The organism is Tessaracoccus oleiagri, assembly GCF_900103275.1.
GTDB classification, from domain to species: Bacteria; Actinomycetota; Actinomycetes; order Propionibacteriales; family Propionibacteriaceae; genus Arachnia; species Arachnia oleiagri.
Window position 1 is genome coordinate 538,672 of the sequence record NZ_FNGP01000003.1, and the last position, 15,288, is coordinate 553,959.

The 15,288-nt window shown below is 71.6% G+C and carries 10 protein-coding genes; 2 read left to right on the forward strand and 8 right to left on the reverse strand.

Features of this window, described 5'->3' with window-relative positions:
• Positions 1 to 10: 10 nt before the first annotated feature.
• Entirely contained in the window at positions 11 to 742 is a 732-nt protein-coding gene (locus BLR46_RS10465) for a glutamine amidotransferase (protein WP_176761733.1), read from the reverse strand.
• Positions 739 to 1,878, reverse strand: coding sequence for a carboxylate-amine ligase (locus BLR46_RS10470; RefSeq protein WP_093251779.1), 1,140 nt, complete (start codon positions 1,876 to 1,878; stop codon positions 739 to 741). The genes BLR46_RS10465 and BLR46_RS10470 overlap by 4 nt, the downstream gene beginning before the upstream one ends.
• 87 nt (positions 1,879 to 1,965) lie before the next feature.
• Here BLR46_RS10470 and BLR46_RS10475 point away from each other — a divergent pair, with 87 nt between their 5' ends.
• Positions 1,966 to 3,156, forward strand: a complete 1,191-nt coding sequence (locus BLR46_RS10475) for an amino acid aminotransferase (protein ID WP_093251781.1) — start codon at positions 1,966 to 1,968, stop codon at positions 3,154 to 3,156.
• Here the strand turns inward: BLR46_RS10475 and recD are convergent.
• The 3 genes from recD to BLR46_RS10490 are packed head-to-tail and all read right to left on the reverse strand — an operon-like array spanning position 3,146 to position 10,840.
• Positions 3,146 to 4,834 carry an exodeoxyribonuclease V subunit alpha gene (gene recD, locus BLR46_RS10480; RefSeq protein ID WP_093251784.1) on the reverse strand — a complete coding sequence of 563 codons (1,689 nt, stop codon included), beginning with the start codon at positions 4,832 to 4,834 and terminating at the stop codon, positions 3,146 to 3,148. The genes BLR46_RS10475 and recD overlap by 11 nt on opposite strands.
• A complete protein-coding gene (locus BLR46_RS10485) occupies positions 4,827 to 7,940 on the reverse strand; it encodes a UvrD-helicase domain-containing protein (RefSeq protein WP_143008274.1) in 3,114 nt (1,037 codons plus the stop codon). Before BLR46_RS10485 ends, recD begins: the two co-directional genes overlap by 8 nt.
• Complete coding sequence (locus BLR46_RS10490) at positions 7,937 to 10,840, reverse strand: exodeoxyribonuclease V subunit gamma (protein ID WP_093251789.1); 2,904 nt, start codon at positions 10,838 to 10,840, stop codon at positions 7,937 to 7,939. The genes BLR46_RS10485 and BLR46_RS10490 overlap by 4 nt, the downstream gene beginning before the upstream one ends.
• A gap of 87 nt (positions 10,841 to 10,927) precedes the next feature.
• Here BLR46_RS10490 and BLR46_RS10495 point away from each other — a divergent pair, with 87 nt between their 5' ends.
• The gene (locus BLR46_RS10495) at positions 10,928 to 12,946 is read left to right on the forward strand and encodes an ATP-dependent DNA helicase UvrD2 (RefSeq protein ID WP_093251790.1); all 2,019 of its coding nucleotides are present in this window, start codon (positions 10,928 to 10,930) and stop codon (positions 12,944 to 12,946) included.
• Here BLR46_RS10495 and BLR46_RS10500 read toward each other — a convergent pair.
• From BLR46_RS10500 to BLR46_RS10510, 3 genes are all read right to left on the reverse strand, one after another.
• Positions 12,943 to 13,437: a hypothetical protein gene (locus BLR46_RS10500; protein ID WP_093251791.1), complete on the reverse strand. Its 495-nt coding sequence runs from the start codon at positions 13,435 to 13,437 to the stop codon at positions 12,943 to 12,945. The two genes, BLR46_RS10495 and BLR46_RS10500, sit on opposite strands and share 4 nt — an antisense overlap.
• Before the next feature lie 82 nt (positions 13,438 to 13,519).
• A complete protein-coding gene (locus BLR46_RS15085) occupies positions 13,520 to 13,681 on the reverse strand; it encodes a DUF5679 domain-containing protein (protein WP_093251793.1) in 162 nt (53 codons plus the stop codon).
• Positions 13,682 to 13,879: 198 nt separating this feature from the next.
• Positions 13,880 to 15,184, reverse strand: a complete 1,305-nt coding sequence (locus BLR46_RS10510) for a zinc-dependent metalloprotease (RefSeq protein WP_176761734.1) — start codon at positions 15,182 to 15,184, stop codon at positions 13,880 to 13,882.
• Positions 15,185 to 15,288 lie beyond the last annotated feature (104 nt).

A 15,288-nucleotide genomic window follows, 5' to 3' on the forward strand; every position in this document is an offset into this window, starting at 1 on the left:
CATCGCGGCCTCAGTCCCTCGCATGGCGACGGACGAAAGCCGCGATGATGTCGTTGCTGGCGGTGCCGACGTCGGCACCCTGCGCCCAGGCGATCGTCTCCTCGAACTCCTCCTCCGGGTAGTAGCCCATGGTCCGGTAGGCGATGAGCCGTGCCACCAGGCTCGCCGAGTCGATCTCCGGGTGGAACTGCGCGGCGTAAACGTTGTCGCCGAAGCGCACCAGTTGGTGCGGGGAACGTTCGCCCGTCGCCAGCACGACCGCTCCCTCCGGCAGTACGCTCACGGCCTCCTTGTGGCCGGTGAACGCGCCGAAGCGGTCCGGGCTGTCGGCGAGCATCGGGTCGGCCCTGCCCTCCTCGGTGAGGGTGATCCAGGGCGACGAGGGTGCCTCGCCGAACTCGCGGCCCACCACCCCGCCGGTGACACCGGCGAGCACCCCCATGCCGTAGCAGAGCCCGAGGTAGGGGAAGTCGTCCTCCACGGCCTGCCGGGTGACGGCGAAGAGGTCCGCCTCGACACGCAACTGCAGGTCGTCCTTGGAGCTGTCGGAGACGTTGTACGGCCCGCCCCCGATGAAGATCCCCGAGTAGCGGGACAGGTCCACGTGGCCGAGCTCGACGCGGTCCAGCCGGCGCTGCTCGACGTCGGACACGTCGACGCGGCCGAAACGCGCGACGTCGACGAGCTCCCGTTCCGCCTCGATGTCCTCGGGCCGGTGGCTCAACAGGAGAAATGGCTTCACTTCGCCTCCAAGAAGTCGGGAACACCGGCCGCCGCCTCGTCCACGGCGCTGCGCGTGACGGCCTCGGTGCTGCCCGTAGCCTCCCACACGCGCCGCTGCCGGACGTAACTCGGACCGCGCGCCGCGAGCGTCCGCACCCGCTCCAGCTCCTCCGAGCAACCGAGTTCCTCGGCGATCGGCTCCAGCTGCGTGACCCAGTGCTCCAGGCCCTCGCGCATTCCGACCGTGCCCTGCTCCGGCCGCGGCGTCATCACCTCCGCGCCCAACCCGTAGCGGGCGGCGCGCCACTTGTTCTCGCGCATGAGCCAGTGGGGCAGTCGCCACACGGGTTCGCCGACCTCCCAGGCGCGGGACACCCGCTCGACGATGCACTGGTCGAAGGCTGCCACGGCACCGATCTCCCAGGTGGTCGGGGGCGCGTCCATCAGGCGGTTCTCCACGGTGCCGAGCAGGGACGGGCGCACGTCCCAGCGGATCTCGCCCGGCACCTCGATCATCCCGGACCGCTTCAGCTCGTCGACGTAGTCCTCGTACTCCGCCCAGTCGGCCATGCGGTAGGGCGGCCCGTTCGTGGACAGCTGCTGGAAGAACATGGTCCGCTGCGACGCGAAGCCGGTGTCCTCCCCACGCCAGAAGGGCGACGAGGCGGTCAGCGCGATGAAGTAGCAACTGAGCCGGGCCAACGCCATCACGATCGTGAGGGACTTCTCGCGGTCGTCCACGCCGACGTGGACGTGGAGTCCGTTGATGGCCATCTGCCGGCCCCACCAGGCGTTGCGCTCCGCGACCCTCGCGTAGCGCTCCTTCTCCCGCGGCTGCTGCCGCTCCGGGTCACCGAAGGGATGCGACCCGATGGGGAGGACGGCCAGCCCGTGCGGGTCCAGCCACTCCATCGCCTGCTCCTGGAGGCGGCGCATCTCCTTCTCGGCGTCGGCGACGCGGTGGTGCACCCCCGTCACGAGCTCGATCATGGAGTCCAGGTACTCCCCGCGGATGGGGCCGTGCTCCGGGTCCTCCACCCGTTCGAGCACGACCGCGGCGCCCGGCACCTGCTCCAGGGTGCGCTGGTCGACGATGGCCATCTCCCACTCGATGCCGACGGTGGACTGCTCCGACGCTCCGAATTCGACGCCCATGGTGGTGTCTCCTCTCTGGGATCCTGCGCTCCACCGTCCCCCTGACGCACTACGCTGGTCGGGCGAGACGTACAGGGAAGGTGCGAGATGAATCTGTTGGAACGCGCGGAGTTGGCTCCTGCTGATCCTATTCTGGGCCTCACCGAGGCCTTCAACAACGACGGACGCTCGGACAAGGTGAACCTGGGCGTGGGCGTGTACCTCGACGAGGGCGGCAAGGTGCCGCTGATGGAGGCCGTCCGCGAGGCCGAGCAGCGCATCGTCGCGGAGGCCAAGCCGCACGCCTACCTGCCCATCGACGGGCTGCCCGCCTTCCGCGACGAGATCCGGAAGCTGGTGTTCGGCGCCGACGCCCCCGTGCTCGAGCGCACCGCCACCGTCCAGGCGGTCGCCGGGACCGGCGCCCTCAAGGTGGGCGCGGACTTCCTGCGGCAGCTGAACCCCTCGGCCACCGTGCTCATCTCCGACCCGAGCTGGGAGAACCACCGCGCGCTGTTCACCCGCGCCGGGTTCAAGGTCGACACCTACCGCTACTACGACGCGGAGTCCCGGGGCGTCGACCTGGAGGGCATGCTCGCCGACCTCCGTGGCGCGGCCGAGGGCACCATCGTCGTGCTCCACCCGTGCTGCCACAACCCCACCGGCTACGACCTCACCCCCGAGCAGTGGGACCGCGTCGTCGAGGTGGTCGCCGAACGCGGGCTGTTCGCGTTCGTCGACATGGCCTACCAGGGCTTCGCGGCCGGGCTGGCCGAGGACGGCGCGCTCGTCGGCAAGTTCGTCCAGTCCGGGCTGCCGTTCATCGTGGGCACGTCGTACTCGAAGACCTTCGGCCTCTACGGGCAGCGCATCGGCTCGCTCTCCGTGGTCGGGGCCAGCGCCGACGAGGCCCGACGGGTGCTGAGCCAGCTCAAGATCGTCATCCGCACGAACTACTCGAACCCGCCCGCGCACGGCGCCAAGATCGTCGCCGGCGTCCTCGCCGACCCCGCCCTCCGCGGCGTGTGGGAGGACGAGTTGGCCAAGATGCGCAACCGGATCGCCCTGCTGCGCAAGGACCTGGTCAAGGGCCTCGAGGCGCAGGGCGTGACCGACATGGGCTTCATCGCCGAGCAGCGCGGCATGTTCAGCTACTCCGGGCTCACCACGCACCAGATGGTCCGCCTCCGCGAGGAGTTCGGCATCTACGGCACCGATGCGGGCCGCATGTGCGTGGCCGCCCTGAACGCCGACAACGTTGGCCGGGTGGCCAAGGCGATCGCGGCGGTCAGGAGCTGACGGCGAGCCCCGACGCCCGTCGCACGGGAGTGGCCACCGCCTCCGCGAAGGCCTCGCGCGAGCCGTAGATCCTCAGCCCCGTGCGGGCGCGGGTCACGGCGGTGTACACGAGTTCGCGGGTGGCCAGGGGCGAGCCCGGCGGGGGGAGCACGACGCTCACCGTGTCGTACTGCCCGCCCTGCGCCTTGTGGATCGTCATCGCGTGCAGGTCGCTCGCGTCGTCCAGCAGGACCGGCGGCACGAGCGTCGGCTCCCTGCCTTGGTCGATGGCCGCCACGAGTTCGCCGTCGCGTGCGACGATGACCGCGACGTCCCCGTTGCTGAAGGTCTCGGTGTTCTGCGTGAGCAGCAACGGCTGCCCGACGTAGTGGCGCGCCATGCCGTACTCCGGCAGTTCGGCGGCGATCACGTCGCGGGCCGCCCTGGCCCAGCCCTGCACCCCGTAGTGGCCGACGCGGTGCGCGCAGAGCACCCGGTGACGGTTCATCGCGTCCAGCGCCGCCCGCGCGTCGCCCGCTCCGGCGGCGGTCACGACCGCGCGGGCCGTACCGACCACGTCGGACCGGAACAGCGGTTGGCCGGCGATGCTGTGCCCGTCGAAGTCGTGCCACGTGATGGCGGTGGCGCCGTCGATCACCTCCAGCGCCCCCTTCGTGTCACCGGCGTCGATGGCGTCGGCCAGCGCGGTGATGTCGGGCTGGCTGCGCCGGTTGGTGCGCAGCTCGACGACCGAGCCCAGCTGCAGCAGCGACGGGTTTGCGACGATGTCGGCGAGCACGGCGCCGGCCTCGACGGAACGCAGCTGGTGGGGGTCGCCCACGAGGACGAGCCTGGTGTCCGGGCCGACCGCTTCGAGGAGCGATGCCATGTGCTCGAGCGAGACCATGGAGGTCTCGTCGACGACGACGACGTCGTAGGGGAGCGGATTGCCGGCGTGGTACGTGGCGTCCGTGCCGCGCACCCGCTTGCCGAGGATGCGGTGGAGCGTGCCGGAGTGGAGTTCCGAGACGGCGCCCGGCTCCAGGTGCGCGCCCACCGCCTCGTCGAGCTGGCGCGCCGCCTTGCCCGTCGGAGCCGCGAGCGCCGCAGAGACAGGCCGCCGCCGGCCGAGGGAGTTGATGATGCGCACGACGGTGGTGGTCTTGCCGGTACCAGGGCCGCCGGTGATGACGCTGGTCCGGTGCCGCAGGGCGGCCGCGACGGCGCGGTCCTGCTGCTCGTCGGGGTCCCCACCGCCCGGGAGCACGGTGAACCCTTCGTCCAGCGGCAACTCGCGGCGACGCGCGAGTGCCCGGGCCACCGCCCGCTCCTGGCGGTGGAAGCGCGTGAGGTACAGCCGACCGTCGACGAACGTGAACGGGCCACCGTCAGCGACGGCGGCGGACGCGGCGACGACGTCGTGCCAGGAGGCCGGATCGGGCCACTCCAGGGCGGACTCGGGCTGTTCGGCGCCCTCCTCCGCGTCGAGACCGGCCTTGAGCAGCGGCGCCTCGGCCAGCGGCAGGCAGACGGAGCCGTGCCGCAGCTCACGGGTGGCGAGCGCGAACGCGAGGAGCGCGTCCTCGTGCTCGTCGCGCGCGGTCATGCGACGGGCCAGGTGGAAGTCCGCCGGCGAGATCATCCCGGCCTCCGCGAACGTGCGCAGCTTGCCCTCGGCTGCGATGGGAACCTCATGCATGGTCGCCTCCCAGGAGTGAGCTGACCGCCACGACGAGTTCGGCGCTGGGGTGCCACGCGAACACACCGCAGCTGTGGCCGTCCACGACCGGGGTCTCCTCGCCGGCCATGCCGCGCACGAACAGGTATCCGACCCCGCCGAGGTGCCGTTCGGGGTCGTAGCCCGGCTGCCGCAGCGAGAGGAACCGGTGCAGCGCCGCGCAGTACAGGATCGCCTGCAGCGGGTAGTGGGCCTCCATCATGGCCTCCGCCATCGCGCCCGGCGTGTAGTGGCCGAGCGTGAGCGGCTCGTCCGCAGTGGCGGCCAGCCGGTTCGTCTTGTAGTCGACGACCAGGAAGCGCCCCTCGTCGGTGGCCAGGACGGCGTCGATCGAGCCGGTGAGCATCCCCCGCAGCAGCGAGCCCGCCGCGGGCGAGGACGCCAGCCGCGCGGGATAGGCGGCCAGCGGGTCGGACGGCCCGAGGTGCTCGCCGAGGAGTTCCGCGAGGGCACCGAGGGTGGCGCCGCCGTGGTCGGCCATCGGGAGGTCGAAGTCGAGTTCGGGCAGTCGGTTGGCCACGGGGACACCGGTCAGGCTCTGTCCGGTGAGTGGCAGCAGGGGCGTGCGGACGACGGCCTCCAGCCCCCGCGCCAGCAGGGAGGACTGCTCGTCGTCGAATCCCACGGCCAGTTCGGCGACGATCGACTCCAGCCGGCCGGTGAGCCCGTCCGGGCTCCAGTCGAGCCGCTCCAGCGCCTCGTGGACGAGCGTGCCGAACGCGGCGCCCGCCGGGAGGTCGCCCATGGGGGCCGGGGCCCGCAGCCGCTCGTCGACCTCGACCGCATCGAGTTCGAGCGTCTCGTCCGCCCCGGAGGGCAGGTCGTGGAGGCCGGTGGTGAGGCCGGTGTAGGAGGTCCGTCGCCAGAACTGGTCGACGTCCCGGCCCAGCTGACGGAGCTCGATCCGTGGCGATCCGTCGCCCCCGCGGTAGGGCGCGAGGGCGGGGCGGCGGGTGACGTCGGAGACCCGAACCCCGGGGAGGGAGGGCGCGAGCCGCCAGTTGTACGACGCCTCCAGACTGTTGCGCTCCCTGTCGCGGAACAGGGCGGCGGAGAGGGGCCCCGTCGGTGTCTTCGGTGAGTCGACGTGCCACGCCACCGCCAGGTGCTTGGCACGGGTGAGTCCGACGTACAGCAGCCGCAGCTCCTCGTCGCGGGCCTGGGCCAGCGCGAGTCGGCCCACCTCGTCGCGCTCGTCGACCGGCTCCACCCAGAGGCTCCGCCGGCCGTGGAGGACGACGTTGAACGGGTAGCGCAGGAAGATGCGGGTGGATGACATGTCCGGCATCAGGACGATCGGGAACTCGAGGCCCTTCGCCGCGTGGAGGGTCATGACCTTGACCGCCGGGGCGTCGGTGGTGACCCGCACGTCGGCCTCGTTCTCAAGGCGCTGGGCCTCCTCGAGCACCCGCAGGAGCGCCAGCGCGTCCCGGTGCCCGGAACGGTCGAGGAACTCGCCGATGTGGAGCAGGTCGGTGAGGTATCGCTCGCCGCGGGGCGTGGGGACCAGTCGGGCGTCGAGGTCGGTTTCCGACCGGATCAGTTGGAGGGCGGCGCCCGGCCCCTGGTCCTCGAGCGCGCGACCAGCGCGGGTCAGGATGTCCCAGAGGCGCGTCGCGGCGGGCGAGGTGATCTCCGTCACCGTCGCCCCGAAGAGGTCGGACAGGGCCACCACCCGCTTGGCGGCGTCCGCGGACGGCAGCAGCGCCTTCAACAGCCGCACCCAGTCCTGCGCGGCCGGTTGGTCCCACACGTTGGTGCCGCCGAACTGCACCGCGGGGTAGCCGAGGTCCGCGAGGCGCTTGGTCACGCGTCGGGCGGTCTGGCCCGTGCGCGTCAGGACGGTGATGTCGTCCGGGGAGACCCGGCGGCCGTCGAGCGGCTTGCCGAGGAGGGCCTGCACGTGGTGCACCAGGTCGTCGATCGCGACCTCGTCCGCCGAGGTGCCCTGCGGGGTGCTCACCCGTCGCACCCACACCCGCTCGCGGACGTGCCCGATCTCGAGCCGTTCGGGATGGCGCGCGGCCACGGGCGACACCTGGATCTGCTCGTGCCCGAGGTGCATCCCCTTCATCAGGCTCACCACGCCGTCCACGATCCCGGGGTCGGAGCGGAAGTTCGTCCCGAGGGACGCCTTCGTGGCATGCGAGGCCGCGTCGAGGTAGCTGAGGAGGTCCGCGCTGCGGAACCCGTAGATGGACTGCTTGGGGTCGCCGATGAGGATCGTGGCCCGGCCGGTGTCCACGAACGCGTCGCGGATCACCTGCCACTGGTCGGGATCGGTGTCCTGGAACTCGTCGACCAGCACCACCGTGTACCGGCGGCACAGCCACTCGCGGGCGTGCGGACCGGTGACGTCGTCGCGGAGGACCTGGCGCATCCGTGTGATGAGGTCGTTGAACGTCACCAGCCCCATGTCGCGCTTCCGGCGCTCGAACTCCTCCCGGACCGCCCGGCCGAACGCAGCCCGCGCGCTGTCCACGGGCTCGAGGGGGAGCGTGGATTCACACACGCTCCGGGCGAGCCGTCCGCACTCCCAGGGCTCGAACGGTGGCCGTTCCTCGTTCGCGAACATCCCCAGGTAGCAGTCCGCCGCCACCTCGTCGATCAGCGTGTCCGCCTGCGACAGTTCCTCGGCGTGGTCGGCGTCGCCGAGAATGCCGAGGCCCTCGAGCGCGTGCTGGCAGAAGGCGTGCGTGGTGAGGATCGTGGCCTCGTCGAAGCGGTCCAGCGCCCGGTGGAGCCGCGCCAGCGACTGTGCGGGGTCCGGCAGTCCCACGAGGTGGTGGGCGACCGGATCCGTCCCGGGGTCGGGAACGACGCCCTCGTCGCGCCACCGCACCAGGAGCAGGGCCGTGCGCTCGAGGGCGGCGAACACGCGGCTCCGGAGCTCGGCCGCGGCGTTGTTGCCGAAGGTGATCATGAGCAGCGAACCGACGTCGAGACCCTCCTCGGCGATGTAGCGCACCGCGAGCGCGGCGATGGTGTAGGTCTTGCCGGTGCCGGCGCTGGCCTCGAGGAGGAGGGTGTCGTCCGGGAGACCGCCGGTCAGTTGGAACTCGTTCACCACGTGCCTCCCGCTTCGATCATCGGTGCGTACAGGGCGAGCGCCCACCGCTCGAACACAGTCGACTGGCTGCCCGGCGGGTCGTCCTCGCAGGCGGGGTCGTCGAAGATGTCGCAGGCAGGGTTGTCGTAGAACAGCTTCCAGAGGTCGTCGGGATACCACTTCGCGCGCTGGCCGGGGACCGTCCACTGGTCTGCCGAGAAGCGTTCGGACGCCACCTCGAGGGCCATCTTGTAGGCGGGGGTGTAGGCGACCGGCAGGAGCCGGCTGAGACCCGTGCGCCACGCGCCCAGGTAGAGCGACAGCAGTTCGGTGGCGCGTTCGGGACTCGGCTGGCCGAAGGTGGTGCGTCTCGCGGGTCCACCGCGGCGGTCGGGGCGGATGACGATCGTCTTCGCCGCCACCCCCGAGGCGGCGAGCGCGAGCGTCTCCAGCCAGGCAAGGAGCAGAGGAGTGGTGCTCGTGCTGGCGCTGGGGCGGACCACTGTGCCGCCGTGCATGGCGATCTGCCCGGAGAGCGTCGTGCCGTCGACGTCGAGCGCGACGGGCACCGTGACCGGCGTGTCGGCGAGGAGGGGCTCGGTGGCTCGCGCCACTTCGCAGGCCCGCTGCTCCACGACGGCCGAGCGCCCCCTGCCGAGGTTGCCGGGCGGGAAGATCTGCCGGGCCGCCTGTCGGCGGATCAGCTCTGCGGGGTCCTCGTGGCGCAGCAGCCCGTCGATCAGGGCGTCAGTCACCTGCCACTCGCGCAGACCGTCGAGGGTGAGCGGCACGGCGTCCTCGATCGACGGGTCGTCGAAGGCCCGGATGCCCACCCTGGCGCGCAGGAACTCCTTCAGCGGGTCCTGCAGGAAGCGCTTGAGCTCCTCGAGCGAGACGCGAGACGGGGCCTGCTGCGGAGGCAGCGTCATGGCGGCCCGGCGTCGCAGCACGAGGGGCGACTCGGCGCGCTCCCCGCTGCGCCGGGCTCCCCGGTACGCGGTGGGGTCGAAGCTGCCGGGGCCCGTGAACGCGCCGGCGTTGAAGGGCTGGGGAGCGTGGTGGACGACGGTGGGGGTGACCCCCAGCTCCCGCGCGAGCCAGGCGATCGTCACGGGCATCTCCAGCTCGGCGCCGGTCCGCTCGGACCGCGTGCCGGTGACGACGAGCACCCTCCGGGCGGCGCGGGCGTGGGCCAGCAGCGACTGCAGGCGCCGGTGGCGGAGGTCGGGCAGCGTGCCGGGCACCCCGTCGGGCTGCGGCCGCTGGGGCGCGTCACCCAGCCCGATGAAGGCGACGACCTTGGCGTCGACGTGCCGCACCTCGTCGGGCGCGACGACGTGCAGGCCGCCGTTGCCGAGCGCGGGGCGGTGCCAGCGCGACGGCAGGTCCGCCAGCAGGAGCCGGCGGAACTCGCGCCGCGTGAACCCGGCACGGCTGCCCTCGTGGGCGCGCGCCAACCGGTCGAGGGCGGCGACGGCCTGCCGCTGCATCCACGCGTCCTCGTAACCGAGCCCGACGAGCCCCTCCAACGCCTGGGTGGCGATGCGGCACCATTCCGGGACCGGCAGGGAACCGCGGGTCTGGTGCGCGAGGGCCCGGAGCCGGCTGACCACCTCCGAGAGGGCGCCGATGAGCGCGAGGTCGCCGGAATTCGTCGCGTCCACTCCAGCCACCCCGGGCGGGCCGATCTCGGAGCCGAGCGCCACGCCCGTCAGCAGGGCGTCCAGGCCCCGGAACCAGGTGTTGTACTCGGTGTTGGGGAGGCCGAACCTGCTGCGTTGCGCCGCGTCGAGCCCCCACCGGATCTCCGCTTCCGACACCAGGATCAGGAGGTCGTCGCGGGACTGCCCGAAGCCCCACCGGCGGGAGATGGCCGGCATCAGCAGGAACTCCACCACCTGCGTGGCGGTGGCCCGCCCCTCGAGGAGCTCGAACGCCGCGACCAGCGCGTCCAGCGCGAGGTTGCCACCGACCGCCGGCGCCACCTCAGCGACCCGCAGGCGGTGTCCGGGGTGGGCGCCGTCCCCGCGGAAGACCGAATTGATGACCGGGCCCCACTCGTCCGGCGACGGGCACACGATGCGCACGTCCCTCGGCTCCAACGCGGGATCCTCCTCGAAGCAGCGGGTGAGCTGGTCGCGGAGCACCTCCACCTGCCGCAGGCGGGAATGGGAGCCGTGGACCTCGACGATGGGGTTCGCCTTGAGGGGTTTGCCGGTGCGCTGCACCTGGTGCTCGATCGCGCCCAGCCAGTCGGGCGCCCTCCCGACGAACCAGGCGCCTCGGAGGCTCGCCGCCGCGACCGCCGGCGCCCAGGCGGCGGGGACCTCGTCGATGGCGAACAGCCAGGTGGGGGTGGAGTCCGCGGCCGACGCCTCGCCCACGGCGTCGAGCAGTTCCACCGGGTCGGACTGGAGCGCGTCGCAGACCCGGCGGAACAGTTCCGGCTGCCACGTCAGGTGGGCCGCGAGCTCACCGTCGTCACCCTCGAGCCATCGACGGAGCAGGTGTGGCGCGTGGTCGAGGTAGCTCCGGAACAGGCGGGCGAACCGGGCCGCGGCCGACAGCTTCCGCCCCGGACGCTCCAGGAAGCGCGCGAGCAGGGGATGGTCGGCGGCGACGCCGTCGAGCTCTTCCCAGACGGCCGTCACGAGGCGCGGGGAGCGCCAGGCCTCCAGCTCGTCGGCGAGCCCGGCCTGCCGCGCCAGCCCACGGGCGAGCTGTGGGACGGTCACGTACTCGACGCCCGCGGAGATGCCCTGCAGCGCGGCGACCTCCTGGCTGAGCAACCGTGCCGAGCCCGGGGAGTCCACGACGACCCGGCCGGCCGCGAAGGGTGAGGCCAACGCCTCGGAGAACGACTCGACGAGCTCGCCCACCATCGCGCGCCAACTCTGGCCCACTCTCACCTGCAGCATGCAACCTCCCCGTCGACTCCGAAGCCTATCGGGCACCTCGGACAGTCGTCGGAAGCTGGTAGCTTGACCGGCGGTAGGAGGGACTGGATGTCGGATTTGATCCTCGACGCGCTCGATCCGGAGCAGCGGGAGGTGGCGCTGGCGCTCGACGCGCCGGTCGTGGTGCTGGCGGGAGCCGGCACCGGCAAGACGCGCGCGATCACGCACCGGGTGGCCTACGCCGTCAGCCAGCGGGTCTACGATCCGCGTGCGGTGCTCGCGGTCACCTTCACCACGAGGGCGGCGGGGGAGATGCGGGCCCGCCTCGCGCAGCTCGGCGTGCGAACCGCCCAGGCACGGACCATCCACGCGGCGGCTCTCAGGCAGTGCCGGTACTTCTGGCGGGAGGCCTACGGCACCGAGTTCCCCCAGGTGGCCGACAACACCTTCGGGATCATCGCCCGGGCCGCCACGCACGTGCTCGGTGCTGCCGAGACACCACTCATCCGCGACCTCGAGACGGAGATCTCGTGGGCGAAGTCCAGCAACGTGCCGCCCGAGTCGTACGTGGAGCTCGCCGATGGCCGCGAGGTCAACGGGGCGACCCCCGGCCAGGTGGCCGCCGTGATGGCGAACTACGAGAAGGCGAAGCAGGCGCAGGGCGTGGTCGACTTCCACGACCTGCTCCTGTGCAACGCGGCGCTCCTGACCGACCACCCGGCCGTCGCCGAGCAGATCCGCGCGCAGTACCGCCACTTCGTCGTCGACGAGTACCAGGACGTCTCCGCGTTGCAGCACCGACTGATCTCACTGTGGGTCGACGGCCGCGACGACGTGTGCGTCGTGGGCGACCCGAACCAGGCGATCCACTCCTTCGCAGGCGCGGACCCCCGGTTCCTCCGCGAGTTCGGTGCGGAGTACGACGGCGCCCGGACCATCCGCCTCGTGCGCAACTACCGCTCCACGCCGGAGATCCTCCGGGTCGCCGACCACGTGCTCCGCCCCACCGCTCTCGAGCGGCTACGCCCGACGAGCGCCTCCGGCCCCGCACCACTCGTCCGCGCGTCGGGGACCGCCGCCAACGAGGCCGACGCGGTCGCGGACTGGCTGCTCGAGCGCCACGCCGCCGGCACCCCCTGGTCGGAGCTCGCGGTCCTCTACCGGATCAACGCGCAGTCACCCCTGCTCGAGGCGGCGCTCGACGCGCGCCGGATCCCCTACACGGTGCGGGGCACCGAGCGGTTCTACGAGCGGGGCGAGGTGAAGCAGGCCGTCCGCGAGCTGCTGGTGAGGGCGGAACGGTCCCCGGACGTCACGGCCGGCGAACTCGTCGAGGCCACGCTCGCCGCCGTCGGCTGGACACCCGAGGCGCCGGGAGGGCAGGGGCGGCAGCGCGAGCGCTGGGAATCGGTGACGGCGCTGCGGCAGATGCTGTTCGAGGAGATCGACGCCGCGCCGACGTGGACCGCGGCCGATGCCGCGGGTTGGCTGCGGGAACGCGCGTCCTGGGAGCATGCACCCGTCGCGGCGGCGGTGACGCTCTCGACGATGCACGCCGCGAAGGGGCTGGAGTGGGACGCGGTGGCGATCATCGGCGTCCGCGAGGGCCTGGTCCCGTTCTCGCTCTCGCAGGAGGAGCCCGCGCTGGGTGAGGAGCGTCGCCTCCTGTACGTGGCCTGCACCCGCGCCCGCAAGCACCTGCGGATCAGCTGGAACTTCATCGGCCAAGGAGGCAAGCAGCAGCGCTCCCGCTTCCTGGCCGGACTGCCCGAGCAGGGCGGCGAGCCGGCGCGGCCCGAGACGAGCCGCAGGTCGGTGAAGTCGCGGCCGTGCGTGGTCTGCGGCAGGGTGCTCGCCACGCCCGCGGAGCGCAAACTCCGGCACCACGAGGACTGCGAGTTGCCCGTCGACCATGCGCTGCTGGAGGCGCTCAAGCGCTGGCGCAAGGAGACCGCCGACGCGGAGAGCGTCCCCGCGTTCGTGGTGTTCACCGACGCCACGCTGATGGCGATCGCGGAGGCCAAACCCGCGGGCGAGCGGGACCTGCTGGCGCTGCCCGGCATCGGGCGCAGCAAGCTCGCGAAGTTCGGCCAAGGGGTGCTCGGGGTGGTCGCCGACCACCGCTAGCCGGCGCAGCCCGGCGTCCGGCAGCCCTCGCGTCGGGGGTAGGTGGCCGCCGTGAGCCCGGGCTCGCTGCCCAGCGACCAGCTGAGCGACGTGGCCAGCAGGGTGCTCATCCCGTGCCTACGAATGACCTCGACCTCCATGGCGACGGTCGCCGCCACCCAACCGAGCACGCGCGGATCGTGGCGCGCACGGGGGAAGTCCTCGTCCACGGCCAGGCAAGCGGGACAGGGTGCCGAACCGATGGCGGTCGCGGGTCCGACCGTGCCGGTGTCGGCCTCCACCTCGGCGTACAGCACGGTGGAATGCCGGAAGGCCTCCGCCTCGACCAGCGGGTGCCGTCCGGGCCGGCACGCCATGACGGTGAGCTCAGAGCCGAGCGAGAAGCCCGCGTCCCGGGCGGCGTCCTCCAAGGCACAGCCGCGCACGGGCAGCCCGATGCGCGCAAGGGCGTCGGCGAGTGCCGCGCTGCCGTCCGTCACCACCGTGATCACGGGGCGAGTATTGCATCAGCGGTGATGCAAGACGGGCCGACGGTTTGAACCTCGCCGACCCGTCAGGGAAAAGTTGGTGCGCTCAGGCGCGACCGAGGATGCGGTTGAGGTTGGTACCGCACTCGGGGCACTTGCCCTTTGCCATCTTCGTGCCCTTGTCATTGACGACGACCTCGCCAGTGGCATTGCGCTTGGCCTTGCACTTGACGCAGTAGAACTCGCCTTCCCAAGTCTCCTTGGCCATTCTTCCTCCTAATGGATCTGGCCGCCGGTTCACCGGCGACACCTTCTGCACTGTAGCGGCAAGTGGGCCACTAGAGCGGAACATAAGTGGAGTCCCGCGGCTCTACCCGCCTTCCCCTGCGGGCGAGCCCCGCGGGACTCACGCCAACAAAGTCTGTCGCCCGGCGAATGCGCAAGTCAACCCGGACGCGCCGCGACTTCAGGAGTCGAGCAGTTTCCTCAGCTCCTCGTCGAGGTCGTCGGAGGCCGACTCGCCGTCGCTGGTGAAGGACAGCGGGTCCTCCAGGTGCCTGGCGTTCGGCACCATGTCCGGGTGCGACCACACCTCGTCACGCCCCTCGATCCCGCGGTCGTGCTCGATGGCGGCCCAGATGTTCTCGGCGTCGCGCACGAGCCTCGGGCTGAGGTCGAGCCCGATGAGCTCCTTGAGCACGGACCGCACGGGTCCCTCCGCGGCGCGCCGGCGGCGCAGCACCTCCGAGATGCGCCCCGCGTGCGGCATCCACTTCTCCATCGCGCGCCCGCTGACGTGGTCCACCCAGCCCTCGACGAGTGCCAGCAGCACGCCGAGGCGGTCGAGGATCTCCATCTGCACGTCCGTCGTGGCGGGACGGAAGAACGACACCTGCACCTCCTCGCCGATGCGCGCGATGTCCTCCATCGACATGCTCTGAAGGTTCTCCGGGCTCAGCCGCTCCGCGATGGCGTCGAGGTCGATGGTGATCTCGCGGGCGTAGTGCGTCATGAGCGCCAGCAGCTGCGGCGACAGCCACCCCACCTGGTGGAACAACCGCTGCCGGGCGGACTCCCGCAGCAGCAGCACGAGCATCAGGTCGGTGTCGTCGGCGTCGAGGTTCTCGGTGAACTGGGCGATGTTGGACGGGACGACGACGACTCCCGTGCCCTGGAACAGGTTGAAGCCGATCTCCGTTCCGGTCAACGTGTCGCGGGCAACCTTGGTGAGTTCCCGCTTCAGGCGCTCCCGGTACATGAGCGAGGCGGACGTCTTCATCAGCGGGCCCATCATGGCCCCGAAGTCCATGCCCTCCGGTGCGCCCTCCGTCGAGCTGCGCTGGAGCGCCTCGCCGAGCCCCTCGATGATCGGCTCGACGATGCTCCGCCAGCCCGCGCTGGTCCCGTCGAGCCACTGCGACCGGGTGATGGTGCGGGCCGGGAGACCCGGGTTGTCGAAGGCGGTGAACTCGTTGAGCCATGACTGGGCCAGACGCTCGGCGTCGATGACGGCCTCGCGTTCGTGGGGCATCAGCTCCGGGTCGGGGCCCTGCGCCTCGGTGGCCTGCTTCGCGGAGGTCATCGTGGTTCGCCACGCCGCATCGGGGTCCTGGTCGGCCGGCGTGATGCCCCACATGCGGCCGCTGGCCTGCATCTGCTGCATCCGCTGCATGATCGCGTTGAGGTCGAGTTCGCCGTCGTCGCCGACGAGGCCCATCTGCCGCAGCATCCTGCGCAGTTCCTCGAAATTGAAGTCACCTGGCTGGGTCACTTGTGACCACCTCCCTAGGCATCCATTCAACCGCACGGCGCAAGTGCGACGCATGCGCCTTGGGCGGTGTTGGTAGGGTTTCCCCGAACGGGGCGAAGGGAGAC

Coding starts and splice junctions, on each gene's coding strand:
- BLR46_RS10470 (WP_093251779.1), bottom strand. CDS start 1,878: ATGGGCGTCGAATTCGGAGCGTCGGAGCAGTCCACCGTCGGCATCGAG.
- BLR46_RS10475 (WP_093251781.1), top strand. CDS start 1,966: ATGAATCTGTTGGAACGCGCGGAGTTGGCTCCTGCTGATCCTATTCTG.
- recD (WP_093251784.1), bottom strand. CDS start 4,834: ATGCATGAGGTTCCCATCGCAGCCGAGGGCAAGCTGCGCACGTTCGCG.
- BLR46_RS10490 (WP_093251789.1), bottom strand. CDS start 10,840: ATGCTGCAGGTGAGAGTGGGCCAGAGTTGGCGCGCGATGGTGGGCGAG.
- BLR46_RS10495 (WP_093251790.1), top strand. CDS start 10,928: ATGTCGGATTTGATCCTCGACGCGCTCGATCCGGAGCAGCGGGAGGTG.
- BLR46_RS15085 (WP_093251793.1), bottom strand. CDS start 13,681: ATGGCCAAGGAGACTTGGGAAGGCGAGTTCTACTGCGTCAAGTGCAAG.